Here is a 14,678-nt window from a genome sequence, read left to right as displayed (position 1 = left end):
TCCCGGCCCGGCTGACTAGACTTAAGTTGATAAAAGGAGAGGAAAATTTGTATACAGATCTGCTGATCCTGCTGTTTGCCGCCGTCTTGCTAGTGGCGATTTTCCGGCGCCTCGGGCTGCCGGTGATCCTCGCCTACCTGATCGCCGGGGTACTGCTCGGCCCGCACGGACTGGCCATGGTGACCGGCCAGTCCACCATGCAGACCATCGCCGAGCTCGGCATCGTCTTTTTGATGTTTTCCCTGGGGCTGGAATTCTCCCTGCCCAAATTGCTGGCGATGCGCCGGCTGGTGCTGGGGGTGGGGGGGCTACAGGTGCTGCTCACCTCCCTGCTCTTTTTCTGGCTTGCCCGCTGGTGGGGGCTCAGTCTGCCCCAGGCGCTGGTGGTTTCCGGCACCCTGGCGCTCTCCTCGACCGCCGTGGTGATCAAGCAGCTGGGGGAGCAGAAACAGCTCCATACCCGCCGTGCCCAGCTCGGGGTGAGCGTGCTGCTGTTTCAGGACCTGGCGGTGGTGCCGCTCTTGGTGATGATCCCCATCCTGGCCAGGCCAGAAGTGCAGGGCAGCGCCCTGCTGGCGGAGATCGCCTGGGCCACTCTCAAGGGGCTGTTCGCCCTGTTTAGCCTGCTGGCGGTCGGCAAGTGGTTGCTGCCGCTTTTGTTTCACGAGGTGGCGCGGGCCCGCTCCGACGAGCTGTTCGTGCTGAGCGCTCTGTTGGTGGCCCTGCTAGCCGCTGCCATGACCTATTCGCTGGGCTTGTCGATGGCGCTGGGGGCCTTTCTGGCGGGCATGATGCTGGGGGAGTCCCACTATCGCCACCAGCTGGAGGTGGACATCAAGCCGTTTCGCGACGTGCTGATGGGGCTTTTTTTTATCACCATCGGCATGGCCATGAACTGGGAACTGGTGGCCAGAGACTGGTGGCAGGTACTGCTCTGCGTGCTGGGACTGGTGCTGTGCAAAGCCCTGCTGGTGCTGCTGGCCGGTCGTCTGATGGGGGAACGCAAGCGCGACGCCTTGGCGGCGGGCATCATGCTGAGCCAGGTCGGCGAATTCGGTTTCGTGCTGCTGGCGCTGGCCAGCCACCATGGATTACTGGCCAGGGAACTGGTGTCGCTGCTGATCGGCATGGGGATCATCTCCATCGCCATGACCCCCTGGCTGGTGATCCAGGCCCACTCCCTGGCCCGCAGTCTGACCGATCCCGCCCTGCTGACCCGCTCCGAGGTAGCCCAGTCAGGCCTTAGCAAAACCCAGCACGTGATCATCGCCGGCTTCGGCCGTGCCGGGCAGACCTGCGCCCGCTTCCTGAAGCTCGAAGAGATCCCCTTTCTTGCTCTGGATCTCGACCCCGAGCGAGTGAGCGAAGCGAAACTGGCGGGGGAGCAGGTGGCCTTCGGCGATGCCAGCCGGCGCGATATCCTGCTGGCCGCCGGCTTGCTGCGGGCCCGGCTGGTGATCATCACATTCGACGATCGCAAGCGGGTCGAGGCCATGCTGGCGCTAATCCGCGAGCTGGCCGGGGATCTCAAGGTGCTGGTGCGCACCCGGGATGACAGCTTTCTCGAGCAGCTGAAACAGGCGGGGGCGTTCGAGGTGATCCCAGAATCCCAGGAGGGGGCCCTGATGCTTGTCTCCCATCTGCTGGTCAACTGCGACGTCCCCCTGGGGCGGGTGATCCGGCGAATGGAGCACGAGCGCAGCAGCCAGTACCGCTTTCTGCATGGCTTCTACTGGGGGGATCAGAGTGCCAGCAACATGGAGGCCGATCAGCTGCTCGAACGGCTCCACCCGCTGCTGCTGCACGATCAGGCCTGGGCGGTGGGGCGCGAAGTGCAGGAGTTGCCGCTGGGGGAGGTGAGGATCAAAGAGGTGCAGCGCGGTGAGCAGACTCTGGAACCCAGGGCCGAACTCCGGCTCGCCGCCGGCGACCGGCTGATCCTGTTTGGCACCGCGGTGGCAATGGAGCAGGCCGAGCAGCGACTGCTGGAAGGGCACTGAGCCCAGTTACAGCTGGGGCTCCAGCATGGCCTCGTCTCTGAGCAGCGCCTCCAGATTGAGAAATTCGATCACCCGCGCCCGCTCTTTCAGGGTGTCCTGATAGCCCAGCTTGATAAGCTGCTGGCTGTAGCCCGGATAGAACATCAGGAAACTGGCCAGGCTGCTGGTTTCGTCCCCCTTCACTCCCAGAACTCGCAACAGGCGGCGCAGATGCAGCGGCAACTTGCGCAGGTAGGGAAGCGCCATCTCGTCGAGATCCTGACTCGGTTTCAGCACGCAGGTCTCCACCCGCTTGAGCTTGAGACGCCGGCGCTCGCGCTCGGGGATGAGATCCAGGGTCTGGTTGATGCGCCACAGCCGCTCCAGATCCGAGTTGAGGGTGTCGGTGAACACGGTATCGAGCAGGTGGCTGGCGATGTTGGAGCTGGTCAGGTGACCATGGTGCTGGGTGGGCGCCGTGCGGGTCGGCGGATCCAGGGTGATGAGCAAGATCCGCTCCGCCCCCAGATGGATCGCCGGGCTGAGGGGGCTCAGTTGATGGATGGAGCCATCGCCGTAAAACTTGCCCTCTATCTGGGTCGCCGGAAAGACAAAGGGCAGCGCTGCGGAGGCCAGCAGGTGCTCCGAAGTGAGCAGGGTGCGCACCCCGCGCCGTCTGGCCCGCTCCCAGGGATGGTGCTCGTTGCGCCCCTGGAAGAAGGTGGTGGAGAGGCCATCGTCATAGTCGGAGGCGGTAATGGCCAGCGCCTCCAGGCTGCCGTAGAGGATGTTGTCGTCGATGCGATGATAGTCGATGAGCTGATCCAGCAGACGGTGCAAGGGGGCATTGTCGAACAGGTGAAAGGCGTGGTTGGTGTCGGGGGTGATGAGCCCGGCCGAGCCTTCATACATCAGGCGCCACAGCAGGCGGCCGGGGTGAAAGTCGAAGATATGGTGGGTCTCGAAGCGGCGCCAGACCCACTCCAGCTTGCGCACCCCAAGATGAAAGCAGGAGGCGTAACAGGCCAGCGCGGTGACATTGAGGGCCCCCGCCGAAGTGCCGCACAGGATGGGAAACGGGATACCGAGATTGCGGGGATAGAGCTCCGCAATCGCCTTGAGGGCGCCGACCTGATAGGCGGCCCGGGCGCCGCCTCCGGTGAGCAACAATGCGGTGTTGGGTCTGGCCATAGGGGTGCGCCTTATCGTTATCCATGCCGTTTTTCCCACTGACAAGTTAACTATAAAGCGCTGTATCAAATATAAAAAAGGGCGCTGACGCGTTTTTTTTCGTCCCTTGCTTACAAGTCGCGATGAGGATGCTCGGGCCTTGCCAGCTGGTCGAAGGCGGCAAAGACAGGGGCGCTGGCGAGGATGCGCCCGTGGCCGAGTCCCCGGGTGCTCACCAGTTTGGTGTGGCCCTCCTGGCTGGCGCGAAGCGAATCGTCGTGGGGGGCAAATCTGTCCTCCTCATCGTGCACTATCATGGCGGGGCCGTGGCGGCTGGCGAGCCGGCCCAGGGGATCGACCGTGCTCAAGGGGTGTTGGTACTCCTGCTCAATTTCCTTGACCACCGCATCGAACAGCCGGATGGAATAGCCGGAGCGGGCCACCATGCCGTAGAGCTGGGGCACATAGTCGAGCACCGGCGAGATGAGTAGCAGCGGCAGTGTATCCATGGCCGGTTGGCGGCTGGAGAGGGTGACGGCGCCCCCCATGCTGTGGGCTATGATGCCGGCGATGGGGCCCAGCTCGTCGGCCACGCTGGCTGCCAGTTCGTCAAAGGCGCGTACGAAGCGGGGCAGGTGACCGGTCTGGCCGGCGCTGTGGCCGTGGGCCGGATGATCGTAGGCAATCGCCGTAAAGCCCTGGGCGGCGATATGGCGCATCAGCGGATAAAACTGGCTGGCGCTGCCGGACCAACCGTGCATCAGCAGCCAGACCGGCCCCTGACCGAGGCGGTAGCTCATCAAGACGCCTTCGCTGGTATGCACGGCCTGCTTGACCAGCCCGGCCGGGGGAGTCTCGTCCCGCTTGCTGCGCTGGGGTGTGAGCAGCAGCTTGCTGGCGGTGCGCTTGGCGTGGGCGGGAGCGATCCTGTGGTGCAGACGGGTGCCGATCCCCAGCAACCATTTGCTCGGGTTGAAGCGGCGGGTGTTGAAGTAGATCTTGCTGCTCATGATAATCCTGTCGGTTTTATGTGCGAACGGTCGTGCTTTTTTGTCGGTTTTTAAAAGGATCAGCGCCAGCTGGCCAGTACCTTCTCCACCTCGGGCCAGAAGTGACGGGCCGGATCCTGGCAAAGATCCAGGGCATTGAACACCTGATCCGCCAGATAGAGGCCGTAGAGCCGGTAGACGGCGCGCCAGGGATCCATGTCGCCGCGCCACTCCCCCTGCGCCTGGCCCTTCACTACCTGGCGAGCCAGGTAGTCGAGCCAGAAACGTACCAGCTGGCGGGCCGCCTGCTGCACCTCACCATCCTGGGCCGAGGTCCAGGCATCGAGGAACATGCAGCGACCGGCAAAGCATTGGTTCCAGGCCAGCCAGGCTTGCAACAGGGCGGTCAGCTTGTCGTGCTGGCTGGCGTGCTGCTGCTGGCGTACCGGCTGGATCACCCGCTCGCGAAACACCTGGGCTGCATACTCCAGCACGGCGATCTGCAGGTTGTCGCGGGACTGAAAGTGGGCAAACAGGCCGCTTTTGGACATCTCGCATGCAGTTGCCAGCGAGCCTATGGTCAGGCTCTCCAGCCCTTGCCGGCTCGCCTGCTCGAACGCAGTCTGCAAAATGTTGTCGCGGGTCAGGCGGCCCTTGCTCATCGCTCTCTCCTCCATTGCCCGGGCAGCATAAAGTACGATCGTGCTAATTGTCGAGCGGCAAAGCGATCGGGGCGCTGTTGCTTTCTGTCGGGTCTACGAAAAAAGAGGAGCCGCTAAGGGGGAGCGCCTCAGTTGTCCTTGATATCCATCTGTTGCAAGGCGATTACTGCCTGGGTGCGGTTTTTGACGCCGAGCTTGCGGAAGATGGCGGTGATATGAGCCTTGATGGTGGCTTCGGAGACGTTGAGCTCCCAGGCGATCTGCTTGTTGAGGCTGCCATCGCGCAGCATCACCAGCACCTTGTACTGCTGGGGTGTGAGGCTTGCCAGCTTGCTGGCAAAATCGGGACCGTCCTCGGATTCCGGGTGCAGCGAGATGCCCTCAGGCACCCAGTTGTCCCCCCCGATCACCGTATTGAGGGCGCTGACCAGCTCCTTCATGGGGGCGGATTTGGGGATGAAACCGAGGGCTCCCAGTCGCAGCACCTGCTGGATGATGGCGGGATCTTCCGAGGCAGAGACCACCACGATGGGCAGGTCGGGATACTGACCGCGCAGATGGGCCAGCCCCTCGAAGCCATTCGCACCCGGCATCTTGAGGTCGAGCAGCAGCAGATCGACCTCGGGGTGCTCCCCCAGCAGCAGGGTCAGGCTGTCGATGGAGTCCGCTTCCAGCAATTGGGCCTCGTCGATGGCCATGTGGACTGCCTGATAGAGGGCGCTGCGAAACAGGGGGTGGTCATCTGCAATGACGATGGTAAATTGGCTATCCATAGCTCACATGGTTGCTAACTGATTGTTTTGAAAACTCAAACTAGCATCGCTCCCCAAGGGGGTCAAACCCGCTGGTGTGCAAATGTGAGGTGACCATCGGATGTGATGCCACTGGGGCAGACAGGATGGCTGGCACGGATTCATGCAGGAGGCAAATGATGGGATCCCTGGTATTGACGGTGGGCACGGGTTCCACCTGGGCGATGCGGGCGGCGCTGGTGCTCGCCATGAGTGGACTGGAGTGGCAGGTGCAGGTGTTCGATCTGGACGATGCCGCCGCCCTGGCGCGGCTCAAACGGCAGGCTCCGGCCGGGCTGGTGCCCTGGCTGGATCATGACGGGGTGCGGGTACACGACTCGCTGGCTATCGCCGAATATATCCACGAGCTGTGCCCGGATCGCCAGCTCTATCCCCCCTCGCTGGCCGAGCGGGCCCTGGCCCGCAGTCTGTGCGCCGAGCTGCATGCCGGTTTTCGCCAGATACGCACCCTGCTACCCTTCTTTCTGGGAGCGCCGACCCGCATCGACCCGCCGGTGGAGGCCATCGGCGAGCTTGCCAGATTGCAGGAGATCTGGGGGCAGGCGCGGGGTCCCTTCTATTTTGGCGAGGCGGGCATCATAGACGCCTTCTACGCCGTGATGGCCTACCGGCTGGCGAGCTATGGTTTCCATTTGCCCGGTTTGGCGGGAGAGTATCAAAAGGCTCTGCTGGCCTGGCCCCTGTGGCAGGAGACTCTGGTCAAGGCCCGTCTGCAGTGGCCGGCCGAGGCGCAGCGCCAGGACGCCAGCGCCTAGCATCAGGCAAAAAGAGGAGGGGAGCCATGGGCTTCCCTCCTGTCAAATGGCGGGTGTTAAACCGGCTGGCTTACGGTTGGCGCCCGGCGAACACCACCACCACCTTGTCATCTCCCTTCTCTCGCACGAAGGCGTAGGGGGCATCTTCGATCTTCTTGTGGCTGCCTGCCGCAATGGCCGGATGGGCGGCGCGGAACTGGCCGAGGCGCTGCCAGTGCCTGACCAGCTCGGCCTTCTCGCCGCTCCCCAGCTCCTGCCAGTTCATGTCGGAACGCAGTGCTTGGTCAAATACCCCACCGTCCTTGGCGAGCCCCCGGCCTGACTCGTCCCCGTAGTAGATCTGGATGCCCCCCGGCAGCAGCATGAAGCTGTTCGCCACCCGCCGCTGCAACGGCACGTCCTGATAGTCGCCGAAGAACAGCTTGGTGTCGTGGGAGCTGATGTAGCTCAGCACGTTGAACCCGGGATCCTGATTGATACGGCTGGCGTAGCTGGCATAGGTGGGCTCGGCACCCGCCAGACACTGGGCCTGGGGCAGGGCGAACTCACGCTGGTAGTCGAAGTTGATCAGGGAATCAAAGCCATTTTGGTACCAGAAGTCCTTGGCGACCCCGTGATCCCACACCTCGCCCACCATGTAGAAGGGCAGGTCATCGAGCTTCTTGTCCGGGTTGGCAGCCTTCCACTCCTTGAGGGCGGCGGTGCCGGCTTGCTTGAGCTTGGCCCACACCTCGGGCTCCAGATGTTTGACGGTATCGGCGCGAAAACCGTCGATGCCAAAGCGGCGCACCCAGTCGGTGTGCCAGGTGATCAGGTAGTCGCTCACAGTGGCGTTGGGCAGCGTTTTGGCCCTGGTATCCTTTTTCGCCGTGAGCAGAGGCGGTAGGCCCACCGGTTTGGTGGACTCGGTGAGAAAGTCAGGGAGCCCGGCCACCGAGCCGGTCACGTCGTCGGTGCCGGGTTGCGGATAGCCCGGCAGGCCGGCGCGCACCCAGTCAGGGCCCCACCACTTGCTCCAGGCGGGTGATTGATAGTCGATAAACTGGTTGTAGCCATGCCAGTCGAGGCCGCCGCTCGGGCGCCACTCGCTCCAGCGGCCTGGCAAATTTCCGGTATTTTGGACCAGATCCGTGAGCCCCTGATCCTGCAGATCCGCCAAGGTGGCGTAACCGGCGTGGTTCATCACCACGTCCAGGATGATCCGCATGCCGCGTCTGTGCGCCTCGTCCACCAGGGTTTTCAGGCTCTCCTCGTCACCGTAGTTGGGATCAATTTTGGTGAAGTCCAGCGCCCAGTAGCCGTGGTAGGCGTAGAAGGGGAAGTTGCCTTGCTCGCCGCCGCCGATAAAGCCGTGCACCTGTTCCACCATTGGGGTGATCCAGATGGCGTTGATGCCGAGCTGCTTGATGTAGTCAAGCTTCTCGGTCAACCCCTTGAAATCGCCGCCGTGCCAGGTGGCCACCTCGTCCTGACCATCCTTCTGGCGGCCGAAGCTGTGGTCGTTGGAGGGGTCGCCGTTGTGAAAGCGATCGGTCAGCAGGAAGTAGACGCTCGCCAGATCCCAGCTGAAGGGAGCCGGTTTGGCCGCCTTGAGCGGTTCGAGCAACAGCAGGCCGCCGCTCTCTTTGGTTGGCGTCAGGGTCAACTTGCCCTGTTTCACCACGCCTTCCTGCCCCGAATAAGCATCCCGCAACCGGGTGCCGTCGGGCCAGACCCCGTTTAGCGATACCGTGACCGGGCCGCCATCCCAGCTGATGCAGGGCTCTTGTGGTGGCTGGCGCTTGAACTCGCTCTTTTTGGTGGCGCGCAGCACCTTGAGGCTGGGGGTATCCGGGTTGAAGGTGAACTCGTAGTCCCCTGCCAGCATCACCCGCAGGGTAAAGCTCTCTCCCTTGCTGCATTTATCCATGGGCTGGGCGGTGCCGAAGGGGAGCGGCTTGGCCTCGATCGGGCCAAAACTGGAGCCACAACTGTTGGCGGCGTCGCCGATGCGAATTTTATGGCTGCCCTTGGCCAGGGGATGGGTCAGCGTCACCGTCCCCTTGTCCAGTGCCAGCGGAGTCGCCACTGCCTGGCCATCCACATAGAGGTGGATGTCGGGGGCGGCCAGAGCCTGGGAGACAAAGGGCTGGCTGGCCAGCAGGGCGAGCCACAAGGGGGAGAGACGATTAGCGCGACGCATAAGCCATTCCTTGAGCGGGGCGAGATGAAGGTGCGCCCATTCTAGGAGGCAGGCCCTTGGCCCTGGAGCGCTAAAACGCCGATTTGTGACGTTAGTTCAAATGGTTACGTTTTCAAGAAGGGGAAAGTGTGATGCCTGCCGTGTCGGTGTAAAAACCGCTGCCATAAAAAGTGCCGGTCCAGGGACCGGCATTGTCAGGCTGTGGTGTCGTCAGACGGTAAAGAACTTGAAGTTGACGAAGGCGACAGCGATGAAGGAGGCCACCATGCCGCTGATGCAGAGCACTGCCGGACGAATGGCCGGCCAGCGATGGGTCATCAGTATGATGGCCAGCAGGGTCGGGTAGAGGCCGAACATGTAGCGCGGCATGGCGTTGAGCCCCGTCATCAGCGGTATGGTGCAGCAGATGAACATCAGGGTCGCCTCGGCCCAGCGCTTCTGGCTGAACAGATAGGCATTCAGGCACCAGCCGAAGATCACCATGATGGAGAGGTAAGCCTTGCGACCGCCGAGCTCGAAACCGCTCAGCCACCAGTCCAGCGGGCTGTCCATGGAACGGCCCCAGGCCACCTGAATGTGCTTGAAGGCAAACGCATCCCCGGTGAGGTGATAGAGGTAGAGCATATAGGCGAATAGGCCGAACGGGATCAGCCAGAGGGTGAATACCACCTTGAAGGCGCGCTCGGTGAAGCGGAAGAACTCGCGCCAGCCGTAGGCTTGCAGCGCCAGGATCAGCACGGGGAACACCATCATGACCCCCAGGTTGCGGGTGGCCGAGATACAGACCCCGAGCGCCGCTACCATCAGCCACTGCTCCCGATAGGCGAACAGGAACATTCCCAGCATCAGCGCCATGAACATCGACTCGGTGTAGCCGGAGACGAAATAGGCGGAGAAGGGGGAGAAGGCGAGCAGCCAGACACCGAAGCGGGCGGTCTCGTCACCCAGCTTGAGTTGACGCAGCACCAGCAGCATCAGCGGCATGCTGGCGAAGAAGCCGATGTTGGCCACCAGCATCAGGCCGATCAGACTCTCCACGTTGAGCAGGCTGGAGAGGGAGCCGGCCAGCATGGGATAGAGGGGCATGAAAGCCCAGTTGGCTGCATTGCCCTTGCTGAGCCAGCGCGGGTAGAGGTCGTAGCCGTTTTCGATGATGCGCTGGAACCAGACGCAGTCGAACTGGCAATAGGCCTGCAGCGGACCGATATCGGTGGCGCCGTAGAGCTGGACCCCGAAGTAGCCCATGCCATAGAGCGCAACCCGGCTCAGCACGAAGGCGGCGATGATCATCAGCCAGTCACGGCCGCTGATCCGCAGTGATGGACGATAGGGGCCCGCCTGCGCGGGGGCCATGGTGGTCATGTCATTCATCAGGCAAACACCCAGACGCGAGAGAGGAGATAGGTCAGCACGGTCACGGTCAGCGTGGCGATCACCACGGGCAACAGACCGGAGAGCCCTGCAAATAGCAAGCCGCTCAGAATGAGGTTACGTACCGCCAGCGAGAAGAGGGCGACCAGCAGAAACTTGCTGGCGGCACCCTGCTTCTGGAAGGTGATGTAACGATGGCCGAAAAAGGAGAACCAGAACGCGATGGCAAACGCCAACGTCGTGACCAGATGCTCGGAGATGGTGGGCCAGGTGTGAAACAGCGCGAACGAGGTGCCGAGATCGACGAGGGTCGCGCCCCCGCCGACAAAACCGAACCGTACCAGCCGCCAGAATTCCTCGCGGGAGATCATTGGGACGCCTGCTCCTGCTTGTCAGCTTCTGGATTGGCATCCTGCCCTTGCCGGGCCTCCTGCCGGGCATACTGGCCATAGACCCCTTCGATAAGGTAAACAGGGCGCTGCTTTACTTCCACGAACATGCGGCCGATGTACTCGCCAATGATGCCGAGAGACAACAGTTGGATACCGCCGAGGAACAGCACCACGGACATGAGGGACGCATAACCGGGTACGTCAATGCCGAAGAAGACCACCTGGGTGATGATCTTGATGAGATAGAGGAAGGCGATGAAGGAGACACCGACACCCACATAGCTCCAGACGCGCAGCGGCCAGCTGGAGAAGCTCAGCAGACCGTCGAGAGCGAAGTTCCACAGCTTCCAGTAGTTGAACTTGGTCTCACCCGCGTGGCGGGCAGGGCGCTCGTAGGGAACGCCGACGGCGCGAAAACCGGCCCAGGCAAACAGCCCCTTCATGAAGCGGTTGCGCTCCGGCAACTGTTTGATCGCCTCCACCACGCGGCGGTCGATCAGGCGAAAATCGCCGGCGTTTTCCGGCAGCTTGGTGCTGGTGGAGAGGGCGTTGAAGAAGCGGTAGAAACCACCGGCGGTGACACGTTTCATCGGGGTGTCGGCACTGCGATCCACCCGGATGCCGTAGACGGTGTCATAGTCGCCGGTCTGCCAAAGCTTGACGAATTCGAGAATGAGGGCGGGGGGATCCTGCAGATCCACGTCCATCGGGACTATGGCATCCCCTTTGGCCTGGTGCAGACCGGCGGTGAGGGCCGCCTCCTTGCCGAAGTTGCGGGCCAGGTTGACCAGGGTTACGCGGGGATCGCGAGCGATGGCCTGCTCGACCACTTCACGGGTGCGGTCACGGCTGCCGTCGTTGACGAATACAATTTCAAGCTGGTCTTTCAGCGGGGCCAGTTCGTTGTCTATCGCATTGATGAAGGCATCGATGCTCTCTTCCTCGTTGTATACGGGAACGACCAGAGAGAGTCGAAAATCTGGATACGACATAAGAACGTCCTTATTTTGGATAGTTGCTTTTATCAAACCGTGCGCGTGGCAAGGCTCACTGGGCAAGGGTCATGCGTACCGACTGCACATTGATGGGGGTCGGTGCCGACAGGGCCAGAAAGTTGGGGTGTTTAGGGTCTGCCGTCAGTGAATTGCCCGGCAGGCTGAGGCGGATCTCGTTGATACCCGCTTTCGCCAGCTTCACCGTGGTGGTGAAGTTGTTGCCAAGGGCCACCTTCAGCAGGGCGCCGGCTTGCGGGCTGTTGATTCGGGCATGCACGGTCAGCTCATCGGGGTTGGCTGCCTGCTTGGGCAACACGAAATAGAGGCCACCCTGACCGCTAAGCTGGGTGCCCTCGGCGCCGGGTTTCTTGGCCCAGCCTTCACTGGAGAGAAAACGGCTCGGTTTGGTCAGATTGAGCTCGTTGCCCGGCTGATAGGTCATGCTGGAGTTGTGCTCCCAGAAGCGGGTCTTGCCTTCCAGGTAATAGAGCCGGTAGGCCAGGCTCACGTTGGGGTGAGCGGCCAGATAGAGGGTGTAGAGGTAAAAACCGCTCAACGCCAGGATTGCAGTTAGAAAACCAAACTTTTTGTACGTCATATCACTCTCTACGCCTGACAAAAAATAGGTAGGCCGATTTCGCGCATATGCTAATCCAATTGCAAAAAAAGCATAGTGGATCACAAAAAAATATTTGTTCACATATTAACCCCTTCACTCCCTTTACCCAACCCCGGGAGTTCAAAAGGCAGGACTTGGTAATTTGCCGCTCGGACGGCAAGGCGTGCTGACGGCAAGAGGGGCGTCAGTCTGGGAAGAAATACGAGCCGATTGCTTGCTGCGTCAGCTTCCTGCACATATAGATCGTCATAGGAGTGCTATCGCCATTTTGGCGAGGCCGTTTTATGATGACTCATCTGTTTGTCAAGGACGACATATGAAATGGACTGCCTACTGTTTGCTGCTTTGCTGCTGGATGCCGCAGGCATTTGCCGCCAGCCTCTGCCCGGCTCCACTTCGGGTCGGTTTTGACAACTGGCCACCCTATCACTACTACGATGACGGAGATGCACGCCAGCAGGTGCACGGGTTTGCCGTCGAGACGCTCAACGGCGTGCTGGCCCGCATCGGCTGCCAGGCCAATTATGTGGAACTGCCCTGGAAGCGGGTGCTGCACGAGATTGAGCTCGGCAAGCTGGATATGGCGATGGAGGTCTATTTCAACGAAGACCGGGCCCGCTACGGCTATTTCTCCGATACCTACAACCCGGGACGCACGCTCCTGTGGGTGCGCAAGGGGCAGCATTATCACGAACAGGAGCTGGCGAGCTGGCTGGTCAGTGGCCACAAACTCGGGGTGACCAAGGATTACTTCTATGGTGACGAGGTGATGTCCCTGCTGGCTTACCATGGCGCCCAGGTGAGCACGGTCAACGATGAGCAGAACTACGGCAAGCTGGTGCTCGGGCGGATCGACGGTTTCCTCGGTGACATGCTGGCCACCCCCTGGGGGCTCAAGGAGCAAGGGCTGGCCGGCCAGATCGTACCCCATGGCAAGCCGGTGCATGAGTTGCCCACCTTCTTTCTTTTCAGCAAAAAGCGTTTTTCTCCGGACTTTATTGCGCGTTTCAATCAGGAGCTGGCCGCCTTCAAGGTGACGAGCGAGTATGACGCCATCTGGCGACGTTATGTGTCGCCGGAACTGGCAAAGTGATAGCCATTCGCGCATCATGAGCAACCCGACCGCAGGGGCGGGCAGAGTAAACAAATCGTTTTTGAGGTATCCATGGGGATGAAGTATTGGCTGGCTCTGGCCAATCTGGTGTGGCTGGGCTGCCTGCCCGCGACTGTGGCACAGGCTGCAGAGACGCCCATCGTGGTGGCTGTCGGTGAAACCCGGCATGACTGGTATCAGGGTTCCCAGGCCGAACTGGCCCGGGCCGAGCTGGAACAGCAGTTGCAGGAGGCTGTGCTGGCCCGCTTGCATCCGGATTTTTTTGCGTTGTGGAAGCGTTTGAACGCCACACCCGCCTCCCGGCGTGGCGCCATTTATGACGAGGTCTTTACCAAGCTCACTCGCTTCCAGCACGCCTGGCGGGGGATGGATCTGGTCTCCCGCGAGCAGATGAAGACCCTCAAGCTGGATCTCAATCAGCCAATCAACCTGACTCCGACGACTGATGATCTGCTGACTCAGGTCAGGGCACTGCGTCCGCAGGTCGCCGAGTATGAGGCTGTGCGAGAAAAAGTGCGCAAGTTGCTGGCCATGCCGATGGCTCGCAAGTGGCCTTCCCTCGACATTCCTACCCTGCGTGCCGGTGAAACCTCCGCCGAACTCGGGACGATCCGCGCCATGCTGAACGAGCTGGGGGATGTCGCCCCCCTGCATCAGGATGCCGTTTATGATGCCGAGACCGAGCAGGCCATCAAGGCATTCCAGCGCCGTCATGGCCTCACCGCCGACGGCATCATAGGCCGTCAGACCCGTACTTGGCTCAATACCGGCCCCGAGGTGCGCGCCAGCTTGCTGCTGCGCAACCTGTGGCGTCGCGATCTGGTGGATCAGCTCGCCAAGCCCCGTTATGTACTGGTCAATATCCCCGATTACCGCCTGAGCGTGGTGGAGTCAGGTAGCGAGGTGTTTACCAGCCGGGTGATCGTCGGCAAGGAGCAGCGGGCGACCCCCATCCTGGCCAGCGAGATCCGATCCATCGTGCTCAACCCGGCCTGGCATGTGCCGCGATCCATTCTGAGCAAGGATATTCTGCCCAAACTCGGGCGGGATCCCGCCTACCTGAGCCGTGAGCAGTTCGAGGTGGTCGACGGTGAAGGCAATCCGGTGCAGTTCACCGAAGAGGAGTGGCATCAGGCGCTGGCTTCAGGTTTCCCTTACCGCCTGCGACAAAAGCCGGGGGATCACAACGCCCTGGGGCGCTACAAGTTCTACCTGCCCAACAACGATGCCATCTATCTGCACTCCACCCCCCGCAAGGGATTGTTCGAGCAGGGTGCGCGGGCCTTCAGCTCGGGTTGCATCCGGGTGGAACATGCCGACGATCTGGCTGAACTGTTGCTGGCGGACTCCCGCTATCAGCCGGACAAGGTCGCCAGCATCCTCAAGCAGTCCCAGACCAAGTGGCTGCCGCTGACCTCCCCGATCCCGGTGTTTACCGTCTACTGGAGCAGCTGGGTCGACGAGACCGGGCGCCAGCAACTGCGCAACGATATTTACGGATTTGATCGAGTCAGCTTCCAGAGCCGTTTGTTGTGATCCCTGCCACAGTGTGAAAAGCCCGACCCCGGTCGGGCTTTTTCATGGAGCCTTGCGGTTTGACATAGTCCCTCGCACACGGGTAGTTTCAAGCGTCTTTGT

General features: G+C 61.6%; 13 protein-coding genes. 4 read left to right on the top strand and 9 right to left on the bottom strand.

The features are described from left to right. Positions 1 to 47: 47 nt before the first annotated feature. The gene (locus ACB034_RS04830) at positions 48 to 2,000 is read left to right on the top strand and encodes a cation:proton antiporter (RefSeq protein ID WP_371172230.1); all 1,953 of its coding nucleotides are present in this window, start codon (positions 48 to 50) and stop codon (positions 1,998 to 2,000) included. Between the two features lie 6 nt (positions 2,001 to 2,006). On the opposite strand, the gene ACB034_RS04825 is transcribed toward ACB034_RS04830, so the two are convergent. The 4 genes from ACB034_RS04825 to ACB034_RS04810 all read right to left on the bottom strand — a co-directional run bounded on the left by ACB034_RS04825 (position 2,007) and on the right by ACB034_RS04810 (position 5,573). Continuing rightward, complete coding sequence (locus tag ACB034_RS04825) at positions 2,007 to 3,170, bottom strand: patatin-like phospholipase family protein (protein WP_371172229.1); 1,164 nt, start codon at positions 3,168 to 3,170, stop codon at positions 2,007 to 2,009. A gap of 110 nt (positions 3,171 to 3,280) precedes the next feature. Further along, positions 3,281 to 4,159: an alpha/beta hydrolase gene (locus ACB034_RS04820; RefSeq protein WP_201978440.1), complete on the bottom strand. Its 879-nt coding sequence runs from the start codon at positions 4,157 to 4,159 to the stop codon at positions 3,281 to 3,283. Between the two features lie 59 nt (positions 4,160 to 4,218). Further along, a complete protein-coding gene (locus tag ACB034_RS04815; protein ID WP_371143670.1) occupies positions 4,219 to 4,800 on the bottom strand; it encodes a TetR/AcrR family transcriptional regulator in 582 nt (193 codons plus the stop codon). Positions 4,801 to 4,928: 128 nt separating this feature from the next. Beyond that, positions 4,929 to 5,573 (bottom strand): response regulator transcription factor, encoded by a 645-nt coding sequence (locus tag ACB034_RS04810; protein ID WP_124238738.1) that lies wholly within the window; start codon positions 5,571 to 5,573, stop codon positions 4,929 to 4,931. A 158-nt stretch (positions 5,574 to 5,731) separates the two neighbouring features. Here ACB034_RS04810 and ACB034_RS04805 point away from each other — a divergent pair, with 158 nt between their 5' ends. Further along, on the top strand, positions 5,732 to 6,367 hold the full coding sequence (locus tag ACB034_RS04805; RefSeq protein ID WP_371172364.1) for a glutathione S-transferase N-terminal domain-containing protein: 636 nt from the start codon (positions 5,732 to 5,734) through the stop codon (positions 6,365 to 6,367). A gap of 70 nt (positions 6,368 to 6,437) precedes the next feature. On the opposite strand, the gene ACB034_RS04800 is transcribed toward ACB034_RS04805, so the two are convergent. The 5 genes from ACB034_RS04800 to ACB034_RS04780 form a co-directional block, all read right to left on the bottom strand. Then, positions 6,438 to 8,549 carry an alpha-amylase gene (locus ACB034_RS04800; protein ID WP_371172228.1) on the bottom strand — a complete coding sequence of 704 codons (2,112 nt, stop codon included), beginning with the start codon at positions 8,547 to 8,549 and terminating at the stop codon, positions 6,438 to 6,440. A 210-nt stretch (positions 8,550 to 8,759) separates the two neighbouring features. After that, complete coding sequence (locus ACB034_RS04795; protein ID WP_042073111.1) at positions 8,760 to 9,920, bottom strand: membrane protein; 1,161 nt, start codon at positions 9,918 to 9,920, stop codon at positions 8,760 to 8,762. Continuing rightward, the gene (locus tag ACB034_RS04790) at positions 9,920 to 10,291 is read right to left on the bottom strand and encodes a GtrA family protein (protein WP_026456917.1); all 372 of its coding nucleotides are present in this window, start codon (positions 10,289 to 10,291) and stop codon (positions 9,920 to 9,922) included. The genes ACB034_RS04795 and ACB034_RS04790 overlap by 1 nt, the downstream gene beginning before the upstream one ends. Then, positions 10,288 to 11,304: a glycosyltransferase family 2 protein gene (locus tag ACB034_RS04785; protein WP_026456916.1), complete on the bottom strand. Its 1,017-nt coding sequence runs from the start codon at positions 11,302 to 11,304 to the stop codon at positions 10,288 to 10,290. Before ACB034_RS04785 ends, ACB034_RS04790 begins: the two co-directional genes overlap by 4 nt. 55 nt (positions 11,305 to 11,359) lie before the next feature. Further along, on the bottom strand, positions 11,360 to 11,905 hold the full coding sequence (locus ACB034_RS04780; protein ID WP_026456915.1) for a hypothetical protein: 546 nt from the start codon (positions 11,903 to 11,905) through the stop codon (positions 11,360 to 11,362). A gap of 337 nt (positions 11,906 to 12,242) precedes the next feature. Between ACB034_RS04780 and ACB034_RS04775 the strand changes: the two genes are divergently transcribed. Together ACB034_RS04775 and ACB034_RS04770 are read left to right on the top strand one after the other, a co-directional pair. Beyond that, positions 12,243 to 13,019, top strand: coding sequence for an ABC transporter substrate-binding protein (locus tag ACB034_RS04775; RefSeq protein WP_223378670.1), 777 nt, complete (start codon positions 12,243 to 12,245; stop codon positions 13,017 to 13,019). Positions 13,020 to 13,091: 72 nt separating this feature from the next. Beyond that, on the top strand, positions 13,092 to 14,576 hold the full coding sequence (locus ACB034_RS04770; RefSeq protein ID WP_371172227.1) for a murein L,D-transpeptidase: 1,485 nt from the start codon (positions 13,092 to 13,094) through the stop codon (positions 14,574 to 14,576). Positions 14,577 to 14,678 lie beyond the last annotated feature (102 nt).

The organism is Aeromonas sp. S18(2024) (assembly GCF_041402525.1).
GTDB lineage: Bacteria > Pseudomonadota > Gammaproteobacteria > Enterobacterales > Aeromonadaceae > Aeromonas > Aeromonas enteropelogenes.
Note: the sequence above shows the minus strand (reverse complement) of the source record. Positions and strands in the feature narration are given on the sequence as shown.